This is a genomic window from Micromonospora sp. DT62, assembly GCF_049847285.1.
GTDB lineage: Bacteria > Actinomycetota > Actinomycetes > Mycobacteriales > Micromonosporaceae > Micromonospora > Micromonospora reichwaldensis.
Map to the genome: position 1 here is coordinate 618,883 of NZ_JBNCOB010000001.1, position 22,320 is coordinate 641,202.

General features: G+C 74.1%; 19 protein-coding genes. 4 read left to right on the plus strand and 15 right to left on the minus strand.

What is annotated here, in order from left to right:
• Positions 1-3: 3 nt before the first annotated feature.
• The 7 genes from ACPXCB_RS02790 to ftsY all read right to left on the minus strand — a co-directional run bounded on the left by ACPXCB_RS02790 (position 4) and on the right by ftsY (position 8,839).
• A complete protein-coding gene (locus tag ACPXCB_RS02790; protein WP_425871869.1) occupies positions 4-582 on the minus strand; it encodes a Uma2 family endonuclease in 579 nt (192 codons plus the stop codon).
• Between the two features lie 68 nt (positions 583-650).
• On the minus strand, positions 651-2,210 hold the full coding sequence (ffh, locus tag ACPXCB_RS02795) for a signal recognition particle protein (protein WP_425871871.1): 1,560 nt from the start codon (positions 2,208-2,210) through the stop codon (positions 651-653).
• A 181-nt stretch (positions 2,211-2,391) separates the two neighbouring features.
• Entirely contained in the window at positions 2,392-4,728 is a 2,337-nt protein-coding gene (locus ACPXCB_RS02800; protein WP_425871873.1) for a [protein-PII] uridylyltransferase, read from the minus strand.
• Between the two features lie 16 nt (positions 4,729-4,744).
• Entirely contained in the window at positions 4,745-5,083 is a 339-nt protein-coding gene (locus ACPXCB_RS02805; RefSeq protein ID WP_176733926.1) for a P-II family nitrogen regulator, read from the minus strand.
• 25 nt (positions 5,084-5,108) lie between these two features.
• On the minus strand, positions 5,109-6,587 hold the full coding sequence (locus ACPXCB_RS02810) for an ammonium transporter (protein ID WP_425871875.1): 1,479 nt from the start codon (positions 6,585-6,587) through the stop codon (positions 5,109-5,111).
• Positions 6,588-6,780: 193 nt separating this feature from the next.
• The gene (locus ACPXCB_RS02815) at positions 6,781-7,644 is read right to left on the minus strand and encodes an aminoglycoside phosphotransferase family protein (protein WP_192581443.1); all 864 of its coding nucleotides are present in this window, start codon (positions 7,642-7,644) and stop codon (positions 6,781-6,783) included.
• Between the two features lie 7 nt (positions 7,645-7,651).
• Entirely contained in the window at positions 7,652-8,839 is a 1,188-nt protein-coding gene (gene ftsY, locus ACPXCB_RS02820) for a signal recognition particle-docking protein FtsY (RefSeq protein WP_425871877.1), read from the minus strand.
• A gap of 150 nt (positions 8,840-8,989) precedes the next feature.
• Here ftsY and ACPXCB_RS02825 point away from each other — a divergent pair, with 150 nt between their 5' ends.
• On the plus strand, positions 8,990-10,702 hold the full coding sequence (locus tag ACPXCB_RS02825) for an alkaline phosphatase D family protein (protein ID WP_425871879.1): 1,713 nt from the start codon (positions 8,990-8,992) through the stop codon (positions 10,700-10,702).
• 124 nt (positions 10,703-10,826) lie between these two features.
• Entirely contained in the window at positions 10,827-11,348 is a 522-nt protein-coding gene (locus tag ACPXCB_RS02830) for a DinB family protein (protein ID WP_425871881.1), read from the plus strand.
• A gap of 27 nt (positions 11,349-11,375) precedes the next feature.
• On the opposite strand, the gene ACPXCB_RS02835 is transcribed toward ACPXCB_RS02830, so the two are convergent.
• The 3 genes from ACPXCB_RS02835 to ACPXCB_RS02845 form a co-directional block, all read right to left on the minus strand.
• Entirely contained in the window at positions 11,376-11,996 is a 621-nt protein-coding gene (locus ACPXCB_RS02835) for an HAD family hydrolase (protein ID WP_425871883.1), read from the minus strand.
• A complete protein-coding gene (gene smc, locus ACPXCB_RS02840; RefSeq protein ID WP_425871885.1) occupies positions 11,996-15,607 on the minus strand; it encodes a chromosome segregation protein SMC in 3,612 nt (1,203 codons plus the stop codon). The genes ACPXCB_RS02835 and smc overlap by 1 nt, the downstream gene beginning before the upstream one ends.
• A gap of 320 nt (positions 15,608-15,927) precedes the next feature.
• The gene (locus ACPXCB_RS02845; RefSeq protein ID WP_091621030.1) at positions 15,928-16,122 is read right to left on the minus strand and encodes a hypothetical protein; all 195 of its coding nucleotides are present in this window, start codon (positions 16,120-16,122) and stop codon (positions 15,928-15,930) included.
• A gap of 375 nt (positions 16,123-16,497) precedes the next feature.
• Between ACPXCB_RS02845 and ACPXCB_RS02850 the strand changes: the two genes are divergently transcribed.
• Together ACPXCB_RS02850 and ACPXCB_RS02855 are read left to right on the plus strand one after the other, a co-directional pair.
• Positions 16,498-17,760 carry a CAP domain-containing protein gene (locus ACPXCB_RS02850; RefSeq protein ID WP_425871887.1) on the plus strand — a complete coding sequence of 421 codons (1,263 nt, stop codon included), beginning with the start codon at positions 16,498-16,500 and terminating at the stop codon, positions 17,758-17,760.
• 105 nt (positions 17,761-17,865) lie between these two features.
• The gene (locus ACPXCB_RS02855; RefSeq protein WP_425871889.1) at positions 17,866-18,708 is read left to right on the plus strand and encodes an endo alpha-1,4 polygalactosaminidase; all 843 of its coding nucleotides are present in this window, start codon (positions 17,866-17,868) and stop codon (positions 18,706-18,708) included.
• Between the two features lie 69 nt (positions 18,709-18,777).
• On the opposite strand, the gene mutM is transcribed toward ACPXCB_RS02855, so the two are convergent.
• The 5 genes from mutM to ACPXCB_RS02880 all read right to left on the minus strand — a co-directional run bounded on the left by mutM (position 18,778) and on the right by ACPXCB_RS02880 (position 22,271).
• Positions 18,778-19,635: a bifunctional DNA-formamidopyrimidine glycosylase/DNA-(apurinic or apyrimidinic site) lyase gene (gene mutM, locus ACPXCB_RS02860; protein WP_425871890.1), complete on the minus strand. Its 858-nt coding sequence runs from the start codon at positions 19,633-19,635 to the stop codon at positions 18,778-18,780.
• Entirely contained in the window at positions 19,628-20,422 is a 795-nt protein-coding gene (gene rnc, locus ACPXCB_RS02865; protein WP_425871892.1) for a ribonuclease III, read from the minus strand. The genes mutM and rnc overlap by 8 nt, the downstream gene beginning before the upstream one ends.
• Positions 20,419-21,414, minus strand: coding sequence for a phosphate acyltransferase PlsX (locus ACPXCB_RS02870; RefSeq protein ID WP_425871893.1), 996 nt, complete (start codon positions 21,412-21,414; stop codon positions 20,419-20,421). The genes rnc and ACPXCB_RS02870 overlap by 4 nt, the downstream gene beginning before the upstream one ends.
• A 114-nt stretch (positions 21,415-21,528) precedes the next feature.
• A complete protein-coding gene (gene rpmF, locus ACPXCB_RS02875) occupies positions 21,529-21,702 on the minus strand; it encodes a 50S ribosomal protein L32 (RefSeq protein WP_018786309.1) in 174 nt (57 codons plus the stop codon).
• Between the two features lie 5 nt (positions 21,703-21,707).
• Complete coding sequence (locus ACPXCB_RS02880) at positions 21,708-22,271, minus strand: YceD family protein (RefSeq protein WP_393165693.1); 564 nt, start codon at positions 22,269-22,271, stop codon at positions 21,708-21,710.
• Positions 22,272-22,320 lie beyond the last annotated feature (49 nt).

The following is a 22,320-nucleotide window of genomic DNA, read 5'->3' on the forward strand; positions in this document are numbered from 1 at the left end:
CGGTCAGCCCTCGTCGCGCGCCAGCAGCCCGGCCCGCCGTGCCGTCAGCGCGGGCAGGTCGACGGAGACCTTCCAGGGCCGCTCGGTGACGAAGAGGTCCTCGGTGTGGGTCACCGCCTCGTACTCGCCGGTGGGGCCGAGCGTGTATTCCGTGAGGGTCATCCGCTCGTGCAGCGGGTCGACCACCCAGTACGTCCGCACCCCGGCGTGCGCGTAGACCTTCGCCTTGTCGTAGAGGTCGCGGAAGGTAGAGCTCGGCGAGAGGACCTCGACGGCCAGCAGGGCGTCCTCGACGGGGACGGGCGAGCGGTCGGCGTGCTCGCGGCGGATCGCGACCACGTCGGGACGCGGCTCGTTGCGGCGGTCGATGCGCATCGACAGGTCGATGCTCACCAGGTATTCGGCGGGACAGTTGACCTCGAGAGCGAGCAGCAGTCGCACGCAGAGGTCCTGGTGCACGGCGGTGGGGGACGGCACGATCAACCTTCCGTTGACCAACTCGTACGGAAGGTCCTTCGGCAGGTCACCGAGGTCGTCGACCGTCCACTCCGACCGGTCGGGCAGGATGGGTGCCACGGTCATTGACTCCTCCTTCCAGGGGCGACATCACCCTAGGCAAGGATCATGTCACCCGCCGTCAGCGACACGCGTCAGCGGGGCCCGCCGTCGCCGCCCTTGCCGAGCTTGTTGAAGTCGATCTTCGGCAGCTTGAAGCCCGGCGGGAGGCCCTGGCCGCCGGTGAGGTCGTTCGGGTCCATGCCCGGCGGGAGCTGCGGCATGCCGCCCGGGAAGCCGCCCGGCATCCCGGCGCCCGCCCCGGCGCGCGGCCGGTTGCCGCCCTTGGTGCCCTTGCGCTTGTTCTTCGGCGACTTGGTCGCCTTGCGCCGGCCGCCGCCCGGCAGGCCCATCATGCCGCCCATCTGCTTCATCATCTTCTGCGCGTCGGCGAAGCGGTTGAGCAGCTGGTTGACGTCCATCACCGTGACGCCGGAGCCGTTGGCGATGCGGGCCCGGCGCGAGCCGTTGATGATCTTCGGGTTGGTGCGCTCGGCGGGGGTCATCGACCGGATGATCGCGGTGACCCGGTCGAAGTGCTTGTCGTCGACCTCGGCGAGCTGGTCCTTCATCTGCCCCATGCCCGGCATCATGGCCAGCACGTTGGCGATGGGGCCCATCCGCCGGACCGCGATGAGCTGGTCGAGGAAGTCCTCCAGGGTGAACTGCTCGCCGCCCATCAGCTTGGCGGTCATCTTCTCCTTCTGATCGGTGTCGAAGGCCTGCTCGGCCTGCTCGATCAGAGTGAGGACGTCGCCCATGCCGAGGATCCGGCTGGCCATCCGGTCGGGGTGGAAGACGTCGAAGTCCTCCAGCTTCTCGCCGGTGGAGGCGAAGAGGATCGGCTGCCCGGTGACCTCCCGGACCGACAGCGCGGCGCCACCGCGGGCGTCGCCGTCGAGCTTGGAGAGGACCACGCCGGTGATGCCCACGCCGTCGCGGAACGCCTCGGCGGTGCGCACCGCGTCCTGGCCGACCATGGCGTCGATGACGAAGATGACCTCGTCCGGCTCGACCGCGTCGCGGATGTCGGCGGCCTGCTGCATCATCTCGGCGTCGATGCCGAGCCGGCCGGCGGTGTCGACGATGACGATGTCCCGGGCGGCCCGCTTCGCGTGCTCGATCGAGGCGCGCGCCACCTGCACCGGGTCGCCGGTGCCGTTGCCGGGCTCGGGGGCGTACACCTCGACGCCGGCGCGGCCACCGAGCACCTGGAGCTGCCCGACGGCGTTGGGGCGCTGGAGGTCGGCGGCGACCAGCAGCGGCTGGTGGCCCTGGGCCTTGAGCCAGCGGGCCAGCTTGCCGGCGAGGGTGGTCTTACCGGAACCCTGGAGGCCCGCGAGCATGATCACCGTCGGCGGCTGCTTGGCGAACTGGAGCCGCCGCCCCTCGCCGCCGAGGACGTTGATCAGCTCCTCGTTGACGATCTTGATGATCTGCTGCGCCGGGTTGAGCGCCTGGGAGACCTCGGAGCCGCGCGCCCGCTCCTTGACGTTGGCGATGAAGCCCTTGACCACCGGCAGCGCGACGTCCGCCTCCAGCAGCGCGAGGCGGATCTCGCGCGCGGTGGCGTCGATGTCGGCGTCGGTGAGCCGGCCCTTGCCGCGGAGCTTGGTGAAGATCCCGGACAGGCGGTCACTCAAGGTGTCAAACACGCGAACATCCCGTTTGTCAGTGTTCCGGCGGGCACATCGGCGACCGGGCGAGGTGTCCGGCCACCGCTAGGGTAGCCGGCCGGGCCGCACGGCCGCTCCGGGCCGGGCACAGCCGGGGCGCGGATGAGCGCCGGCACGCCCGCGCACGCCGAGGCTCCCCGGACCGGCGGGAGGCACATCCTCACACGGCGGCCAGCACCGCGGCCTCCAGACGGGCCCGGGTGGCGTCGTCCGGCCAGCCGCCGACGAGGTAGAAGGCGTCCACCACGTCGCCGCCGAGGGTGGAGATGCGGGCCGCGCGCACCTGGGCGCCGGCCTCGTCGAGGGCGCAGGTGACCCGGTAGAGCAGGCCCGCCGCGTCGGCGGCGCGCAGCTCCAGCAGCACGGCGTCGGTGGCCGCCTCGCGGTGCCAGACCACCCGGGGCGCGGCCGGACCGGACCGCGCCGCCAGGGCCCGGCCGCGCAGCCGCTGGGTGACCGAGACGTCGCCGTTCACCGCGCGGCGCAGGTCGGCGCCGAGGGCGATCGGGTCGGGCGCGAGCCCGTACCGGGGCTGCACGCGGCACTCGACCAGGGCCCGGCCGTCGACGGTGGAGGCGTCGGCGGAGAGCACCTCCAGCCGGTGCAGCGCCAGGCAGCCGGCCACCGTCGCGAGCAGGCCGCGCCGGTCCGCCGCGGCCACCGCCACCCGGTCGGCCGTCAGGTGTACGACCGGCAGGGGTCCCGCCAGCAGGGCCGGGTCGGGGGCGGGCGGGGCCGGCAGCGCGCCCGTGTCCAGCGCGGTCCGCACCCGGGTGACCAGCTCGGCGACCAGTCGCCCCTTCCAGTCCGACCAGGCGGCCGGGCCGGTGGCGGCGGCGTCGGCCCGCACCAGGGCGTGCAGCAGGTCCAGCGTGGTCGGGTCGCCGACCCGCTCGGCCACCCCGGCGATGGTGACCGGGTCGGCCAGGTCCCGCCGGGTGGCCACGTCGGGCAGGAGCAGGTGCAGCCGGACCAGCGTGCCGATCAGCGCCACCTCCGGCTCGGGCAGGCCGATCCGGGCGGCCACGGCCTCCGCCAGCGGCGCCCCGACCGTGCTGTGGTCGCCGGGAAGCCCCTTGCCGACGTCGTGCAGGAGGGCGCCGAGCAGCAGCAGGTCGGGGCGGTCCACCTCACGGGTGTGCCGGCTGGCCTCGTACGCGGTCTGCACGAGGTGCCGGTCGAGGGTGAACCGGTGCACGGGGTTGTGCTGCGGGAGGCTGCGCAGCCGGGTCCACTCGGGCAGCCAGCCCTCGATCAGCCCGTACCGGTCGCAGGTCTCCCAGGCCGGCACCAGGCCGGGACCGGCGCCGAGCAGGGTGATCAGCGCGGCCCGGGCCTCGGCCGGCCACGGCGCCGGCAGCGGCGGGCAGTACGCGGCCAGCCACTCGCAGGTGGCCCGGGCGATCGGCAGCCGGGTGCCGGCCGCGGCGGCGGCGACCCGCAGCGACAGGCTCGGGTCGGGGCGTGCCCCGATAGCGGTGCGGGCCAGGACCAGCTCGCCGTCGTGCTCGACGACGTCCCGGGCGACCGGTCGGCGCAGCGGACGCCCGTCGGTGCCCCGGCGGCGGCCGGAGCGGAGCCGGTCGGCGGCGCGGAAGGCGTCGTCGAGGGCGTGGCTGACCGTCCGGGCGTCCCCGGCGACCCGGCGCAGCAGCGCGTCGCCGTCGCCGATCGACTCGGTGGCGCCGACCCGCGACGCGCCGTCGGCCGCGCCGGGCGGTGACTGCCGGAGCCCGAGCAGCGCGGCGACCCCGTCGCGTTCCTGGGCGACCAGCCGGTCGACCCGGCGGCCGGCCTGCCGGTGCAGCGCGTCCCGGGTGTCGAGCAGCCGCAGGTGCGCGGCGCGGACGGCGGGGCGCAGCGCGTCGGTGATCCCGGCGGTGGCGACCGCCCGCAGGATGCCCACGTCGCGCAGTCCGCCGGCCGCCTCCTTCAGGTCTCCCTCCAGCAGGAACGCCAGCTCGCCGTGGGCGGCCCAGCGGGCGGCGGTGATCTCGCGGAGCGCCGGGAGCTGGCGTACGGCGGTGCGCCGCCAGTGGTCGGCGGCGGTGCGGACGAGGGTGTCCGCGAGCGCGGCGTCCCCGGCGACCAGCCGCGCGTCGAGCAGCCCGAGGGCCACCTTCACGTCGTCCTGGGCGACGGAGAGCGCCTCGGCGACGGTCCGGACGGAGTGGTCCAGCCGCAGTCCGGCGTCCCACACGGGATACCAGATCGAGGCGGCCATCTCGTCCACGCCGGGCACCCCGGCGTGCAGCAGGACGAGGTCGAGGTCGCCGTGCGGCGCGCACTGCCGGCGGCCCAGCCCGCCGACGGCGATCAGCGCCACCCCGGGCCGCTGCGGCAGCAGCCCGCGCAGCCACCGGTCGTACGCGTCGGCCCGCGCGGCCCGCGCCGTCGCCCCGATGCCCCCGTCGACGCCGACGACCTCGTCGACCAGGAGTGCGGCGGCACCGTTGCCGGTGTGTCCCGACGTGTTCTTCCTGGTCGACGAGGTCATGTCGGTCAGTGGCCGGTCAGAGCGCGTCGAGGCCGCGCTCGCCGGTACGGACCCGGACGACCTCCTCGACGGCGGTCACCCAGACCTTCCCGTCGCCGATCTTGCCGGTCCGGGCGGCGCCGACGACGGCGTCCACGATCTTGTCGACGTCGATCTCGTCGGTGAGCACCTCCACCCGGATCTTGGGCAGGAACTCGACCGTGTACTCGGCACCCCGGTAGACCTCGGTGTGCCCCTTCTGCCGCCCGTAGCCCTGGACCTCGCTGACGGTCAGGCCGGCCACGCCGAGGGCGTGCAGGGCCTCCTTCACCGCGTCCAGCTGGTACGGCTTGATGACCGCGGTCACCAGCTTCATGTCCAACCCCTCCATCCCAGGAACGTTAACGGGCGACCTTCTCGGCGGCGGACCCGGCGGCCGGCTCGACCGGCTCGGCAGCCGCAGCCGGCTCGGCAGGCACGGTGGGCGCAGCCGGCTCGGCAGGCACGGTGGGCGCGGCCGCCGGCTCCGTCGCCGGCCTGGCGCCGGTCAGCCCGGCCATGGCGAACGCGCTGCCCCCGCCGCTGCCGGCGGCCGGCGACAGGTCGTAGCCGCTCTCGGCGTGCTCGGCGATGTCGATGCCGCCGACCTCGTCCTCGGCCCGCAGGCGGAAGCCGATCGTCTTCTCGATGCCGAAGGCGAGCACCCAGGCCACCGCGAAGGACCAGACGGTGACGATCAGACCGGCCAGGGCCTGCCGGCCGAGCTGGGTCACCCCGCCGCCGTAGAAGAGCCCGTCGGAGGCGCCGATCACGTCGGTGATCGCGCCGTTGACCGAGTTGGTGGCGAAGAGGCCGAGCCAGAGCGAGCCGATCCAGCCGCCGACGAAGTGCACGCCGACCACGTCGAGCGAGTCGTCGTAGCCGAGCTTGTACTTGAGGCTGATCGCCAACGCGCAGACCGCCCCGGCGACGAGACCGAGCAGCACCGCCGCCCAGGGGGCGATGAAGCCGCAGGCCGGGGTGATGGCGACCAGGCCGGCGACGGCGCCGGACGAGGCGCCGACCAGGGTCGGCTTCCTGTCCTTGATCCACTCGACGACGATCCAGCCGAGCACGGCGGCGGCCGTGGCGAGCTGGGTGTTGATGAAGGCCAGGCCGGCGACCGAGTCGACGGTGAGCTCGGAACCGGCGTTGAAGCCGAACCAGCCGAACCAGAGCAGCCCGGCGCCGAGCGCGACGAGCGGGATGTTGTGCGGCTTCATGCCCTCCCGAGGCCAGCCGAGCCGCCTGCCCAGCACCAGGGCCAGCGCCAGGGCCGCCGCGCCGGCGTTGATGTGCACCGCAGTGCCGCCGGCGAAGTCGAGCGCGTGCAGGTCGCCGCCGATGATGCCGCCGCCCCACACCCAGTGCGCGACCGGGAAGTAGACAAGCGTCGCCCAGCCGAACGCGAAGAGCAGCCAGCCGGCGAACTTCGCCCGGTCGGAGATCGCGCCGCTGATCAGCGCGACGGTGATGACGGCGAACATCATCTGGAAGGCCATGAACACGTAGAGCGGGACGCCGATGCCGCTCGGGTTCTCCGCCGTCGCGCCCCAGAGGTCGGTCTCGGCGAGGAAGGTCTTGGTGCCGAGGTAGGCGCCCGGGTCGCCCCAGAGCCCGTTGACATCGCCACCAAAGGCGATGCTGAAACCGTAGAACCACCACAAGACAGAGATGAGCCCGATCGCGGAGAAGCTCATCATCATCATGTTCAGTACACCCTTGGACCTGTTGAGGCCGCCGTAGAACAGCGCCAGTCCGGGCGTCATGAGCAGCACGAGCGCCGTCGACACCAGCAACCACACGGTGTTGCCGGAATCGAGCGTGGGTGCCTCAGGCACGCTGGCCTCCTAAAGGTGAAGTTCCCTCCTTCACGGCTTCCGGGGCAGCGTCGCCCGTACGCCGGATGGGCGGAAGCCTGCTCGCTCCCTGTTTCCCCCAGCGTCACCCGTCGATTTCCGAACGGTGACGGGTTGTTTCGGACGTGTGAAGAGAAGCTCACCGCCGGCCGACGCGACCGACAGCACGGACCGCTCAGCGCAGCGCGTACTCCAGGGCGTTGCGCTCGTAGTCGAGCAGCCGCAGGTCCCGCATCGGCCGGCGCAGGTGCCCCTTGTGCACGATCCGGACGAAGGCCGGCTCACCGGCGGCGGCCATCCGGCGGATGCCCTCCACGTGGTCCACGATCCGCTTGCGGATGGTCCGGATCAGCCGGTGCCGGTCCCGGGGGATGAGCCCGTACGCGTCGGCGAAGAGGCGCAGCCGGCGCGGCCGGTCGGGGTGCTTCCAGCCGAGCGTGATCGAGTCCCGGTCGGAGAAGATCGGCACCCAGGTCCAGGCCGCGTACGCCACATCGTAGATCCGGGCGCCGGGCGAGGCGAGGTCGAAGTCGATCAGCCCGAGGGTGCCGTCGGGCCGCCAGATGACGTTGTGCGGGGCGGCGTCGTGGTGGCAGATCACCTCGGTGTCCGGCGGCGGCGGGCCGAACGAGCGCCACACCGCCCCGGGCGGCGGGACGAAGCCGTACTGGGCGTCGTGGAACATCCGGAGCATGGTGGCGACGGTCACCAGCGCCTCGTCGGTGACCCAGTGCGGGGCCAGCGGGTACTCCCCGCACTCCCCCTCCAGGTACGACAGGACCTCCCGGTTGCGCTCGTCCATGCCGAGTGCGCGGGGGGCGCCGGTGAACCCGACGTACTCCAGGTGGCGCAGCAGGGCGTGCACCGAGGGCGTCCACGGCCCGGCGTTGCGCCGGACCGTGTCGCCGACCCGGACGACGGTGCTGACGTTCCCGCCGTGCAGCGGGATCTCCTGCGAAGTCACGTACGGTCTCCCGAGGCCCGTCGACGGGTGGCTGGGGTCGCGCCACCCGGCGTAGGCGCGATCGTCGGTCGTCACTGCGAGGTTACGCGTCCCGGGCGAGCGGCTCGGTACCGAGCAGCGCGTCGACGAACTGGGCGGGGTCGAACGGGGCCAGGTCGTCCTTGCCCTCGCCGAGCCCGACCAGCTTGACCGGGATGCCCAGCTTGCGCTGCACGGCGATCACGATGCCGCCCTTGGCGGTGCCGTCGAGCTTGCTGAGCACGACACCGGTCACGTTGACCACCTCGGTGAAGACCCGGGCCTGCTCCAGCCCGTTCTGCCCGGTGGTGGCGTCGAGGATGAGCAGTGTCTCGTCGATCGGGCCGTGCTTCTCCACCACCCGCTTGACCTTGCCCAGCTCGTCCATCAGGCCGATCTTGTTCTGGAGGCGGCCGGCGGTGTCGATCAGCACGGTGTCGACGCCGGTGTCGATGCCCCGCTTGACGGCGTCGAAGGCCACGCTGGCCGGGTCGGCCGCCTCGGGCCCCCGTACGGTCTCCGCGCCGACCCGACCGCCCCAGGTCTCCAGCTGGTCCGCGGCGGCGGCCCGGAAGGTGTCGGCGGCGCCGAGCAGCACGCTGCGGCCGTCGGCGACGAGCACCCGGGCGATCTTGCCGCAGGTGGTGGTCTTGCCCGCGCCGTTGACGCCGACGACCAGCACGACCGCCGGCACGCCCTCCTTGGGCGCGGTCCGCAGGGACCGGTCCAGGGTCGGGTCGAGCGCGTTGACCAGCTCGGCGGCGAGCAGGGCGCGCAGCTCACCGCCGGAGCGGGTGCCGAGGACCCGGGTCCGCTCGCGCAGCCGGTCGACGATGTCGCGGGTGGCGTCGACGCCGACGTCGGCGGTGATCAGGCTGTCCTCGATCTCCTCCCAGGTGTCCTCGTCGAGGTGGTCGCGGCTGAGCAGGCCGAGCAGGCCCTTGCCGAAGACGTTCTGCGAGCGGGACAGCCGGGAGCGCAGCCGGACCAGCCGGCCGGCCGTCGGCTCGGGGACCTCCAGCACCGGTGCCGGGGCCTCCACCACCGGCGGTTCCACCAGGATCCCGGTGGACAGTTCGGCCTCCGGGGCCTCCACCGGCGGGCCGGCCAGGTCCTCCTCGGCCCGGGTGTCGACCTCCGTCTTCGGCAGCGGCGGCTCCGGTCGCCGGCGCAGCCGCGGCACGACCAGCCCGATGCCGCCAAGGATCAGCACGCCGAGCAGGGCGAGCGCGATGAGGAGGTATTCCGTCATGCCGGAATCCTGTCAGATGCCGGCGAAGCTGTCCCAGCCACCGCTCCCGACCGGGCCCGCGGAGGCCGGCGGTAGGCTCGCTCACAGCCAGCAGTGGTGCGACCGCCGGCCGGGTAGTAAAGATGAAGTCCGCTCATCTGGAGGTCGACCATGCCCGCGGCACACCTGCTCATCGGCCCGTTGCTCCGCAGGGTGGTCGGCACGACGGCCACCGTCTGGGTGGAGACCAGCGCGCCCGCGGTGGTCACCGTCCGCACCGCCGACGGCGCCGGCGGCACCGCCCCCACCTTCTCGGCGTACGACCACCACTACGCCCTCGTGGTCGTGGAGGGGCTCACCCCCGAGAGCGCCACCACCTACGAGGTGCTGATCGACGACGAGGTCGCCTGGCCGGTGCCGAAGAGCAACTTCCCGCCCAGCGTGATCCGCACCCGGGCGGCTGACGACCTCGACCAGCCGGTCCGGTTGGTGTTCGGCTCCTGCCGGGAGACCACCCAGCACGCCACCACCCGTCGGCTGCCCCCGGACGCCCTCGACGCGTACGCCCGGCGGCTGATGGCCGACCCGGAGGCGACCGACGTGCCCGACCTGCTGGTGCTCCTCGGCGACCAGGTCTACGCGGACGTGACGTCGCCCACGGTCCGGCGGCTGCTGAAGCGGCGTCGCCGGCGACCCAAGGGCGCGCCGGGTGACCAGGTGGTCAGCTTCGACGAGTACACGAAGCTCTACCTGGAGTCCTGGCGGGACCCGGAGATCCGCTGGCTGTTCTCCACCGTGCCGAGCGTGATGATCTTCGACGACCACGAGGTCATCGACGACTGGAACACCTCGGCCTCCTGGCGCTCCGACATGCGCGAGCAGCCGTGGTGGGCGGAGCGGATCACCAGCGGCCTCGCCTCGTACTGGGTCTACCAGCACCTGGGCAACCTCTCCCCGGACGAGATCGCCGCCGACCCGGTCTACGCCAAGGTCGTCGCGGCGGAGGACGCCACCGGCGTGCTGCGCGAGTTCGGGCAGCGGGTCGACACCGAGGCCGACCTCGCCCACGACACCGAGCGGTGGCGCGCCGTGCAGTACCAGTGGAGCTACGCGCTGGACCTGGGCCGGACCCGGCTGGTCATGCTCGACAACCGGTGCAGCCGGGTGCTGGAGCCGGGCCAGCGGGCGATGCTGCCCGCGGGCGAGTGGTCGTGGTTCCTCGACCGCGCCCACGGCGTCTACGACCACCTGGTGGTCGGCGCGTCCCTGCCGTGGCTGCTGCCGCCCGGCATCCACCACGTGGAGGCGTGGAACGAGAAGCTGGCCGACTCGCGGCGGCCCTGGGTCGCCCGGCTGGCCGAGAACCTGCGCCGGGGGCTGGACCTGGAGCACTGGGCCGCGTTCCGCCGTTCGTTCGACGCGCTCGGCGCGCTCTTCGCCCGCCTCGGCAGCGGCACCCCCGGCGAGCCCGGCGAGCGCGTCGGGGCCGGCCCGGCGTACGCGCCACCGGCGTCGATCAGCGTGCTCTCCGGCGACGTGCACCACTCGTACGTGGCGCGGGCGCGGTTCGACGACCGGAGCGTGGTCACGCCGGTGCACCAGCTCACCTGCTCGCCCATCCACAACCAGGTCCCGGCCGGGATGCGCCCGCTGATGAAGCTGGGCTGGTCGTCCGGGCCGTCCGGGGCCACCCGGGCCCTGGCCCGCACCGCCGGCGTACGCCGCCCGCCGTTGCGCTGGAAGCGGCTGGCCGGGCCGTACTTCGGCAACGCGGTCGCCACGCTGGTGCACGCCGGCCGGACGGCCGAGGTGACGATCGAGGGCACCACCAGCGACGGCCACCTGCGCGAGGTCATGCGGCAGCGCCTGACCCCCGGCGGGTGAGCCTCCCGCCGCGCCCCGGCCTGCCCGCCCGCGACGGGCTGGCCACCACCCACGCGCCGCCGGTGGCCCCGGCGCCCGATAAACCGCTCGCCGGTTGTCGGAGGTGCCAGCCAGGATGACCGGCATGACCTGGCGAGCACCGGAGATCACCCGGACCCCCGAGCCCTACGTCGGCGACGAGCGCACCATGCTGGAGGGCTGGCTGGACTACCACCGGCAGACCCTGCTGCTCAAGTGCGCCGGGCTGACCGCCGAGCAGTTGCGCACGCCGAGCGTCGAGCCCTCCGGGCTCACCCTGCTCGGCCTGGTCCGGCACCTGGCCGAGGTGGAGGCCTGGTGGTTCCGGGAGAACCTCGCCGGGCAGCAGGTCGACTACCCCTACTTCACGCCCGACAACCCGGACGCCGACCACGACGTCAGCGCCGCCGACGCCGAGGCCGACTTCGCCACCTACCACCGGGAGGTGGCGCTGGCCCGGGCCGCCGCCAGCGGCCGGTCGCTCGACGAGACCTTCACCGAGGTCGGCCCGAAGCGCCGGACGTTCAACCTGCGCTGGATCTACGTGCACATGATCGAGGAGTACGCCCGGCACAACGGTCACGCCGACCTGATCCGCGAACGCATCGACGGCGTCACGGGCGAGTAGCCCCCGCCGGGGCGGGACGGAGACCGGTCAGTACGCCAGGGCGGCCCGCGCGTACCGCAGGTCGGCCGGGCCGCTCCAGCGCAGCGCCGACAGGCCGGCGACCCGGGCCCCCCGGATCGCCCAGTCCTCGTCGTCGACGAAGAGCACCCGGGCCGCCGGGGTCTCCAGGGCCTCGCAGGCCGCCTGGAAGTACTCCTTCGCCGGCTTGTTCACCCCGATCCTGGACGAGTTGACCACCACGTCGAACTCGCCGACCAGGCCGAGCGCGGCGAGGTCGGCGTCGAGCAGGTCCGTGGCGTTCGTGCCGAGCCCGACGCGGATGCCGCCGGCCCGCGCCTCGCGGACGAAGGCGAGCACCTCGGGGTCCACCTCGCCCCGGTAGCGCTGCCACTGCTCCACGGCGGCCCGGGCCCGCTCGGGGCCGCCCACGGAGTCGGCCAGCGCGTCGGCCACGCTGCTCATCCAGTCGGCGTGGCTGACCCGCCCGGTCAGCACCGGCTGGAGCCGCCCCCACTGCATGGCGATCTCGGTGAGTACGCCGTCGGACAGGCCGTACTCCCGCTCCACCCCGGCGGCCACCGCCGGGTCCCACCGACGCAGGACGCCGTCGAAGTCCACCAGGAGCGCCGTCGCCCGTTCCCGACCCACTACTCGTTCTCCTCGCCGCGGCCACGCCGCTCGTCTCCGTCGGCCCGGTTGAGCCGCTGGCTGATCACCTGGGTCACCCCGTTGCGCATGGTCACGCCGTACAGGGCGTCGGCGACCTCCATCGTCCGCTTCTGGTGCGTGATGACGATGAGCTGGCTCTTCTCCCGCAACTGGGCCAGCAGCGTGATCAGCCGCCCCAGGTTGACGTCGTCGAGCGCCGCCTCCACCTCGTCCATGATGTAGAACGGGCTGGGCCGGGCCCGGAAGATGGCCACCAGCATCGCCACCGCCGTCAGCGAACGCTCGCCGCCGGAAAGCAGCGACAGCCGCTTGATCTTCTTGCCCGGCGGGCGGGCCTCGACCTCGATGCCGGTGGTGAGCAGGTCGTCGGGGTCGGTCAGCACGAGCCGCCCCTCACCGCCGGGGAAGAGCACCGTGAAGACCTGCTGGAACTCCCGGGCCGTGTCGGCGAACGCGCTGGCGAAGACCTCCAGGATCCGGTCGTCGACGTCCTTGACCACGGTGAGCAGGTCGCGGCGGGTGGCCTTGAGGTCCTCCAGCTGCTCGGAGAGGAACTTGAAGCGCTCCTCCAGCGCGGCGAACTCCTCCAGGGCCAGCGGGTTCACCTTGCCGAGCAGGGCCAGTTCCCGTTCCGCCTTGGCGGCCCGCTTCTCCTGCACCGGCCGCTCGTAGCGGACCGGCTCGGGCACCGGCAGGCCGTCGCGTTCGGCCGCCGCCACGTCGGCCTGGGTGGGCGGGACGGGCTGGGTCGGGCCGTACTCGGCGACGAGGGTCTCCACGTCCAGGCCGAAGTCCTCGGCGGCCTTCGCCTCCAGCTGCTCGATGCGCAGCCGCTGCTCGGCGCGGGCCACCTCGTCGCGGTGCACCTGGCTGGTCAGCCGCTCCAGCTCCGCGCCGAGCCGCTTGGCCGCGCCGCGTACCTCCTGGAGTTCGGCCTCGCGGGCGGCGCGTTCGCGCGCCACGGCGTCGCGGTGCTCCTCGGCCGCGGCGATCGAGGTGGCCAGCCGGGCGAGGGCCTCCCGGGCCCCGCCCGCCACGGCCCGGGCGATCCCCGCGCCCCGGGTGCGTGCCGCCCGCCGCGCCGCCGCGCGTTCCCGCGCGGCCCGCTCGGCGGTGGCCTGCCGGCGCAGGGAGTCCGCGCGGCCAGCGATCGAGGAGACCCGCTCCTCGGCGGTACGCACCGCGAGCCGGACCTCCATCTCGTTCTGCCGCGCCTGCGGCACCATCGCGGCGAGCTGGTCGCGTTCCTCGGTCGACGGTTCCGCGTCGACGGGGGTCTCCTCGGCCAGCCGCAGCCGCTCCGCCAGCTCGGCCAGGGTGAGCAGGTCCCGCTCGCGGGCGGCCTCCGCGCGGGCCCGGGACTCGCCGAGCCGGTCGGTCTCCGCCTTCGCCGAGCGGGCCGCCGCGCCCAGCTCGGCCAGCCGGCGGGCGGCGGCGTTGCGGTGGCTCTCCGCCTCCCGCTTGGCGGCGGCGGCGTGCTGCACCGTCTCCTTGGCGGCGGCCACCTCGGCGCGGGCGTCGACGAGCTGTTCGCGCAGCTCCGCGCCGGTCTGCTCGGCGGCGAGCCGGTTCGAGCGGGCCTCCTCGACGGCGGCCTGCACCTCGATGAAGCTGGGCGCCTTGGCCGACCCCCCGGCCGCCGCGTACGCCCCGACCACGTCGCCGTCGGGGGTGACCGCGCGCAGCTCCGGGTTGCCGGCGACCACCTCGGCCGCGGCGGCGAGGTCGTCGACCAGCACGACGTCGCGCAGCGCCCGGTGCACCGCGGGGCGGAGCTGCGGGGAGCACTCCACCAGGTCGGGCGCCCAGCGGGCGCCGTCGGGCAGCTTCGGCCGCAGCGCGTCGGCGGGCCCGTCCATGCCCGGCCCGGCGGGGCTGCCGACCAGCAGGCCGGCGCGGCCGGCGTCGGAGATCTTCAGCAGCCGCATGGCCTCGACCGCCTCGTCGACGCCGCTCACCGCGACCGCGTCGGCCAGCCCGCCGAGCGCGGCGGCGAGCGCGGCCTCCTGCCCGGGCGCGATCGTGAGTAGCCCGGCCAGGCTGCCCAGCAGGCCCGGGACCTCGTCGGCGCGGGCCAGCAGCGCGCCCGCGCCGTCCTTGCGGCGCAGGCCGAGGGCGAGCGCCTCCTCCCGGGCCTTCCAGGTGGCGGCGTCCTTCTCCGCCGCCCGCTCCGCGTCGGTCAGCGACCGCACGGTGGCCTGCGCCCGCTCCTGGGCGGCGACCGCCTCGGCGTGCCGGGCGTCGAGGTCGGCGTTGTCGCGGTCTGCCTCGGTGGACTGCTCGGCGACCGCGTCGAGTTCGGCCTGGGCCTGGTCGGCCCGGGCCAGCGCGTCGGCGTGCGCGGTGGCGAGCCGCTCGATCTCCTCGCCGGCGCTGGTGGTCCGGGCGCGGGCGGAGTTGACCTGACCGGTCAGCCGGGCCAGGCCCTCCCGCCGGTCGGCGATCGCCTTGGCCGCGGCGACCAGCTCGCGTTCGGCGGCGGCGAGCTGCCGCTCCAGTTCCTGGCGGTGCTCGACGGCCTCGGCCAGCCGGATCTGGTCGTCGGTCAGCGCGCCGCGCAGCTCCTCCTCCTGCTCGCGGATCCGCTCGGCCTCGGCCTCCAACTGCTCGGGATCGCGACCGGGACGCTCGTCGTCGGGGGTGGCGCTGAGGTGCCGCAGCCGTTCCCGGGCAAGCTGCTCGATGGAGCGGAACCGCTCGGAGAGGGCGGAGAGCTTGTACCAGGTGTCCTGGGCGGCGGCCAGCAGCGGCGCGTCCTCGGCGAGGGCCGCCTCCAGCTCGGCCAGCCGCGCCTGCACCTCGGCGTGTTCGGCCTCGACCTGCTCGCGCCGCTCGCGCACCGCGGTCTCGTCGGCGATCTCCCGGTCCAGGGTGGCGCGCAGGGTGGCCAGGTCGTCGGCGAGCAGCCGTAGCCGGGCGTCGCGCAGGTTGGCCTGGATGGCGGCGGCACGGCGGGCCACCTCCGCCTGCCGGCCCAGCGGCTTGAGCTGGCGGCGCAGCTCGGCGGTGAGGTCGTTGAGCCGGTTGAGGTTCGTCTGCATCGCGTCGAGCTTCCGCAGCGCCTTCTCCTTGCGCTTACGGTGCTTGAGGACGCCGGCCGCCTCCTCGACGAACGACCGCCGGTCCTCCGGCTTGGCGTGCAGCATCCCGTCGAGTCGCCCCTGGCCGACGATGATGTGCATCTCCCGGCCGATGCCGGAGTCCGACAGCAGCTCCTGGATGTCGAGCAGCCGGCAGGTGTCGCCGTTGATCTCGTACTCGCTCTCGCCGGAGCGGAACATCCGGCGGGTGATCGACACCTCGGTGTACTCGATCGGCAGCGCACCGTCGGTGTTGTCGATCGTGAGGGTCACCTCGGCCCGGCCCAGCGGGGCCCGGCCGGCGGTGCCGGCGAAGATGACGTCCTCCATCTTGCCGCCGCGCAGCGCCTTGGCGCCCTGCTCGCCGAGCACCCAGGCGATGGCGTCGACGACGTTGGACTTGCCGGAGCCGTTGGGGCCGACCACGCAGGTGATCCCCGGCTCCAGCTTGAGCGTCGTCGCGGAGGCGAAGGACTTGAAGCCCTTCACCGTCAGGCTCTTGAGATGCACCTTCTCTATCCTCGTCCGGTGGCCGCCGTACCGTCGCCGGCTGCGCGGACCTGGGTGAACCCGCAGACTAACCCGGGACCGGGAACCGCCGGGCACGCGACCCGCCTGGCGACCGCCGGGCGCCCGTCCCAGGTGGCGCGGGCCGGCCCGCCCGGGTGCGGCCCATCCGTCGGCCGGAGTCGTACGGGAATCGTCGCGGCGGGCCGCACAAGATCACGAATTGGTGCGGCGAAAAAGGGGTGCGGACAGAGCTGCGCGCCGGCACAGAAGTGTCGGCGCGCTCTTTTTGCGTGATGCGATTCAGTTTTGCGATCTGGAGATCAGGTCAGCGCGGGCTCGGCCAGACGGAGCAGATCGTCCGCCTCCGCCGCAGCCGCCGCGAGCCGATCGTTCTCGGCACGCAGCCGCGTGATCTCGAACTCCAGAGCCCGAACCGTGGTACGCAGTCGGGTGACCTCGTCGAGCAGACGCCGATCGGGCGCCGCACCTACGTGGCCGTACAGGGCCTTAGCCATGTTGACTCCTTGATATGCGCTGCCGGAAGGGCCGGCCAACGCGCGCCCAAATGTGTACGCGGCTGTCACCCCAGGCGATTCTGGGCATGACCGGGCGCGACTGGCGACACCTACATATTGAGCCGACACCCCCTCTTTCGTCAAGTTCTCGCAGGCCGTAGATCATTTCCACGTCGACCTGTCCACTTGCCGGGGGGCTGCCACAAGGCGCGGACACACTCTGTCCGGACACCTTGACTCTACGCCTCGGATCCCGGGAAGTCCCCACCCTGCCGTCCGGCTTCCCCTTAACTCTTCCTTAGCCACGTTGCCGCTGTTCACGCCCGCCACGTAGCGTCACCCCGGCCCGCAACCGACCCCCTTGGAGGCAGTGGCGTGTACGGCTGGACCGACCCGAACCACCCGGACGGCGCCGCCCGGCGCCGCGAGCAGCCGCTGGGCGAGGAGCCGCCAACCTGGCTCACCGACCGTCCGGAGCCGAGGTCGGCCTACCTCTTCGGGGACGACCCGGAGCAGCCCGCCGACGAGTGGCACCGCGACCAGCCGACCGCCCGCTGGCAGGCCGAGCCCGCCGAGCCCGCCCGGACCTGGCAGCCCGAGCCCGCCGCGCCGGCCGGGACCTGGCAGCCGCAGTCCACCGACGCGACCGCGACCTGGCGGCCCGAGCCCACCGACCGCTGGCAGGCAGAGCCGGACGCCCGCTGGGCCGCCGGGGCCGGCAGCCCGACGGACGGGGCGTACCCGGCGGAGCGCCCCTTCCCCGCGGACCGGACCGCCGGCGCCTGGCCGGTCGACGACCCGACCGCTCCCGTCGACCTCGCCGCGCTCCGGGCCGCCCCGGCCGCGACGGCGCCGGCCGCCGCCGAGGGCCGCCACCGTCCCCGCCGCCGGTTCCCCCGCCCGCTGGTGATCGGCGGTGCCGCCGCGGCCGCCACGCTGGTGGTGAGCCTCGGCGTCGGCGCGATCGCGCTGACCGGCGACGGCCCGGCGACCGACCCCACCGCCGTCGACGACACGATCGCCGCCGCCCCGGTGCTGCCGGGCGGCGAGTCGACGCCCGGCGACTCGCTGGCCCCGCCCGCCCCGAGCGCCACCCCGAGCACCGCGCCGACCACCGCCAGGCCCACCCCGTCGGCCACGAAGAGCACCAGGCCGACGCCGGCGCCGTCGCGTACCACCGCGCCCTCGCGGCGCAGCGCCGAACGGAGCACGCCGCCGACCGGCGGCGGCACGAAGGCACCGGTCAGCAGCGGCACCGGCAGCCAGGCCAGCCAGGTGGTCGCCCTGGTCAACGCCGAGCGCGCCAAGGCCGGCTGCGGCGCGGTGAGCGTCGACGACAAGCTGACGACCGCCGCCCAGCGGCACAGCCAGGACCAGGCCGACCACCGGAACATGTCGCACACGGGCAGCGACGGCAGCAACGTCGGGACGAGGCTGGACCGGGTCGGCTACTCCTGGCGCACCTACGGCGAGAACGTCGCCTGGAACCAGAAGACGCCGGCCGCCGTCATGGACGCCTGGATGAACAGCTCCGGCCACCGGGCCAACATCCTGAACTGCGCCTTCACCGAGATCGGCGTCGGCGTCGCCAACAGCAACGGGCCGTACTGGACGCAGGTCTTCGCCGCGCCGCGCTGAACGCGAGTCGTGGCCGGGGCCGTACTCGTTTGACCGGGTGAGGTACGCCGACACGGCGTACCCGCTCCGGGCGGTGTGCCGCCGCCCGCGACCCGGGAGCTGCCGATGCGGATCCGGCCGCGTACGCGCGCCGTCGGGCGGGGCCTGCGCCGGGCCCTGCCGGCCTGCGTCGCGCTCGCCCTGCTGAGCGTGCTCGTCGCCTGCCGGCCGGACCTGGCCGCGCCCGGTGCGCCGACCGCCTGGCCGGCTTCGTCGGCGGGCCGGTGGCAGTGGCAGTGGCAGCTCAGCGGCGTGCTGGACCTCACCGTCGACGCCGACGTCTTCCTGCTCGACCCGGTCGCCACCACCGCCGCGCAGACCGCCGAGCTGCGCTCCCGGGACCGCCGGCTGGTCTGCCAGGTGCACGTCGGTTCCGTCCTGCCGACCGACCCGGACGCGGACCGCCTCCCGGCCGCCGTGCGGGGTGCCGCGTCCCGCCAGCCGCAGGGCCGCTGGCTCGACGTACGGCAGTGGGACGCGCTGCGGCCGGTGCTGGCCGACCGGTTCCGGCTCTGCCGGGGCAAGGGCTTCGGGGCGGTCGCCCTGGCCGACGCCGACGGGTACGCGCACCGGTCGGGCTTCCCGCTCGACTTCGACGACCAGCTGCGGTTCAACCGCCGGCTGGCCGAGCTGGCCCGCTCGCTGAGCCTCTCCCCCGGCCTGATCAACGACCTGGGGCAGGTGGCCGCCCTGGCCCCGGACTTCGACTTCGCCGTCAACGAGGAGTGCGTGCGGCTGGACCAGTGCGCCCGGCTGCTGCCGTTCGTCGAGGCGGGCAAGCCGGTGTTCCACGTGGAGTACGCCGGCTCGACGACGGACTTCTGCGTCACCACGCTGGGCTACGGCCTCTCCTCGATCCGCAAGGAACGCCGGCTCGACGCGTGGCGGCTCCCCTGCGCGGCGCCCTGACCACCGGCGCCTCCTCTCGGGCCGGGACGGGCGAACGCGCCGCCGCTGCTCCCGGAGCACCGCGCGGGGTCAGCCCCGCAGGGCCGCCCGGGGACGGGGCTGACAGCGCGGGCAGCTGTACGACGAACGGTTCATGAACGCCTCGCGGCGCACCGGTGCGCCGCACCGGTGGCACGGCAGCCCCTCCCGGCCGTAGACGTTGAGCGCCCGGTCGAAGTAGCCGCTCTCCCCGTTCACGTTGACGTAGAGGGCGTCGAAGCTGGTGCCGCCGGACGTGATCGCCTCGCCGAGCACGTCCCGGACGTGGCCCAGCAGCCGCAGCGCGGCCGGGCCGGTCAGCGCGTCGGTGGGGCGGACGCCGTGCAGCCTCGCCCGCCACAGCGCCTCGTCGGCGTAGATGTTGCCCACGCCGGAGATCAGTGTCTGGTCCAGCAGCGCCCGCTTGACCTCGGTACGCCGCCGGCGCAGCGCGGCGACGAACGCCGCGTCGGAGAACTGCGGGTCCATCGGGTCCCGCGCGATGTGCGCGATCTCCGCCGGCAACTCGGCGCCCCCTGCGGAGACCGACAGGCCGCCGAACGTGCGCTGGTCGACGAAACGCAGCTCGGGACCGTCGTCGGAGAACCGGAACCGGACGCGCAGGTGCGTCTCGTCGGGGGCGTCGGCCGGCTGCACCAGCAGCTGACCCGACATGCCCAGGTGCCCGATCACGGCGTCGCCGCTGTCCAGCGGCAGCCACAGGTACTTGCCGCGCCGGCGCACGTCCAGCACCGTCCGGTCGGCCAGCACGTCGGCGAAGTGCCCGCCGCCGGGGGTGTGCCGGCGTACCGCGCGGGGGTGGCGCACCTCGACGGAGGAGATCCGCCGGCCGGTGACCCACCGGGCCAGCCCCTGCCGGACGGTCTCGACCTCCGGCAGCTCAGGCACGACCCAGGCCCGCCTCGGCGGTCTGCGCCGTCCCCTCCCCGGCCACCGGGCCCTCCGCCGCGACCAGCTCCCGCTCCGCCTGCTCGGTGAGCGTCCGCCAGGCCGCCTCGGCGGCCCGCTGCTCGGCCTCCTTCTTGCTGCGCCCGTCGGCCCCGCCGTAGCGGTTGCCGGCGACGACCACCCAGGCGGTGAAGGTCTTGAGGTGGTCCGGGCCGGTGCCCTCGATGCGGTACTCGGGGACGCCGAGCCCCAGCGCCGCCGTCAGCTCCTGGAGGCTGGTCTTCCAGTCCAGGGCCGCACCCCGGCCGGCCGACTCGGCCATCAGCGGGTCGAAGAGCCGGTGGATGACGATGGCGGCGGTGTCCAGCCCGTACTGGAGGTAGATCGCGCCGAGCAGCGCCTCCAGGGTGTCGGCGAGGATGCTCGCCTTGTCCCGGCCACCGGTGGTCTCCTCCCCCTTGCCGAGCAGCAGGTAGGCGCCGAGCCCGTCCGGGCCGAGGCCCCGGGCCACGTCGGCGAGGGCCCGCATGTTTACCACGCTGGCCCGCAGCTTGGCCAGCTGCCCCTCGGGCAGGTCGGGGTGGTTGTGGAAGAGCGCGGTGGTGATCACCACGCCGAGCACCGAGTCGCCCAGGAACTCCAACCGCTCGTTGGTGGGCAGACCGCCGTTCTCGTACGCGTACGAGCGGTGGGTCAGCGCGCGCTGGAGCAGCTCCGGATCCAGGCTGACGCCGAACGCGGCTTCCAGGTGACCGACGGACGCCCGCCGCCGCTTGTCGTTGCTCATGATGTGGGTACCTCGGTGTCGGTGGAGCGGTCGGTGCGTTCCTCGCGGTCGCCCGCCTCGGCGCCGTCGAGCAGCGTGCGGACGTGGTCGGTGGCGCGCCGTCGCCAGAGATGGGCGGCCAGCGCGATGCCCGCGGCGACGTCCTCGGCGCGGGCGGCGCCGTGGCAGACGACGACCGTCCCGGCGACCCCCAGCAGGGCCGCCGCGCGCGGGGCGCCGCCGCCGGACGGGGGCCCGCCGGCCATCGCGTACGCGCCCTCGATCGCCTTGAGCAGCACGTTACCGGTGAACCCGTCGGTGACCACCACATCGGCGCGCGTGCCGAGGGAGACGTCGTACCCCTCGACGAGGCCGACGTAGCGCCCGTCGCAGGGCAGCGACGCGGCGGCGAGGACGGGATCGGCGAGCCGGCGGGCGCGGTCGCCCTTGCCCGCCTCGGTGCCCACCGAGAGCAGCCCCACCCGGGGCGCGACGACGGCGTGCGCCACCGCCGCGTAGGCGGCGCCGAGCACGGCGTGCCGGGCCAGGGTGGCCGGGCGCGGCTCCAGCGAGCCGCCCACGTCCAGCAGGACCACCGGGCCGGCGACGGCCGGCAGGGTGGCGATCAGCGCCGGACGGCGCACGTCCGGCCAGCGGCCGAGGCCGAGCGCGACGGCGGTGACGGTGGCGCCGGTGGACCCGGCGGAGACGAGCGCGTCGGCGACGCCGTCGCGGACGGCGTGCACCACCGCGCGGACGGTGCTGTCGGCACGGGCGGCCACGGGATGGTCGGCCATGCCGACGGCGGCGCGGACCGGCCGCACGGTGACCCGGGCACGCTGTGCCGGGTCGAGGGCACGGATCACCTCGCCGGCGGCCTCGGCCGGGCCGACGAGAAGCAGGTGCAGGTCCGGGTCGGCGCGCACGGCCCGCAGAGCGCCGTCAACCACGACGGCGGGAGCGTCGTCCCCGCCGAGGAGGTCAACGGCGATCCGCGCGGTGCCCGGCTCCATCGGAACGCCGGCCGGAACAGGCCGGCCGGCGTCGGAGGGAGCCGGGGCACCGGACGATTGCCAGGGTGCGCGCGCCGCCCGACCAGGGGTCGGGGGCGTCACTCGGCGTCCAGGTCAGACCTCGAGGACCTGGCGGCCGTTGTAGGTGCCGCAGACGGAGCAGGCGGCGTGGGGCAGCTTCGCCGACTTGCACTGGGGGCAGGCCACGGTCGCGACCACGGTCGCCTTCCAGTTCGCCCGGCGGGCGCGGGTGTTGCTGCGCGACATCTTGCGCTTGGGGACGGCCACGGTTCCTACTCCTCTTTACGGTTCAGTTGCGACAGGCCCGCCCAACGCGGGTCGATCTGCTCGTGACTGTGGTCGGCCGGCAGATCGTCCAAGTGCACCCCGCATTCGGGGCACAGGCCTGGGCAGTCCTCCCGGCAGAGCGGGTTGGTCGGCAGCGCGAGCACCACCGCGTCCCGCAGCGCCGGCTCCAGGTCGATCAGATCGTCCTGCATCCGGCCCACCTCGTCCTCGTCGGTCGTGGTGTCCGTGGTGCTGTTCTCGTACGCGTACAGCTCCTGGATCCGCACAACCAGCGAGTCGTCGATCTCGCGAAGGCAGCGACCGCACTCGCCCCGGACGCGACCGCTGACGGTCCCGGAGACGAGCACGCCCTCGGACACCGACTCCAACCTCAGGTCGAGGTCGAGGTCAGCGCCCTGCGGCACGGCGATCATCTCGCCGCCGAGGTCCGCCGGTGCCGGCACCACCCGCTTTTCCGTACGCAACGCACCAGGTCGGCGCGGCAGCTCCCTCGTGTCGAGGACCAGCGGCGACCTGGGGTTGAGTGTCGAAGGCGTGTGTTTGGGCATAGTCAGACTCCGGCCGGTGAGAGGCCGACAAAAAAGGTTACCTGGGCGA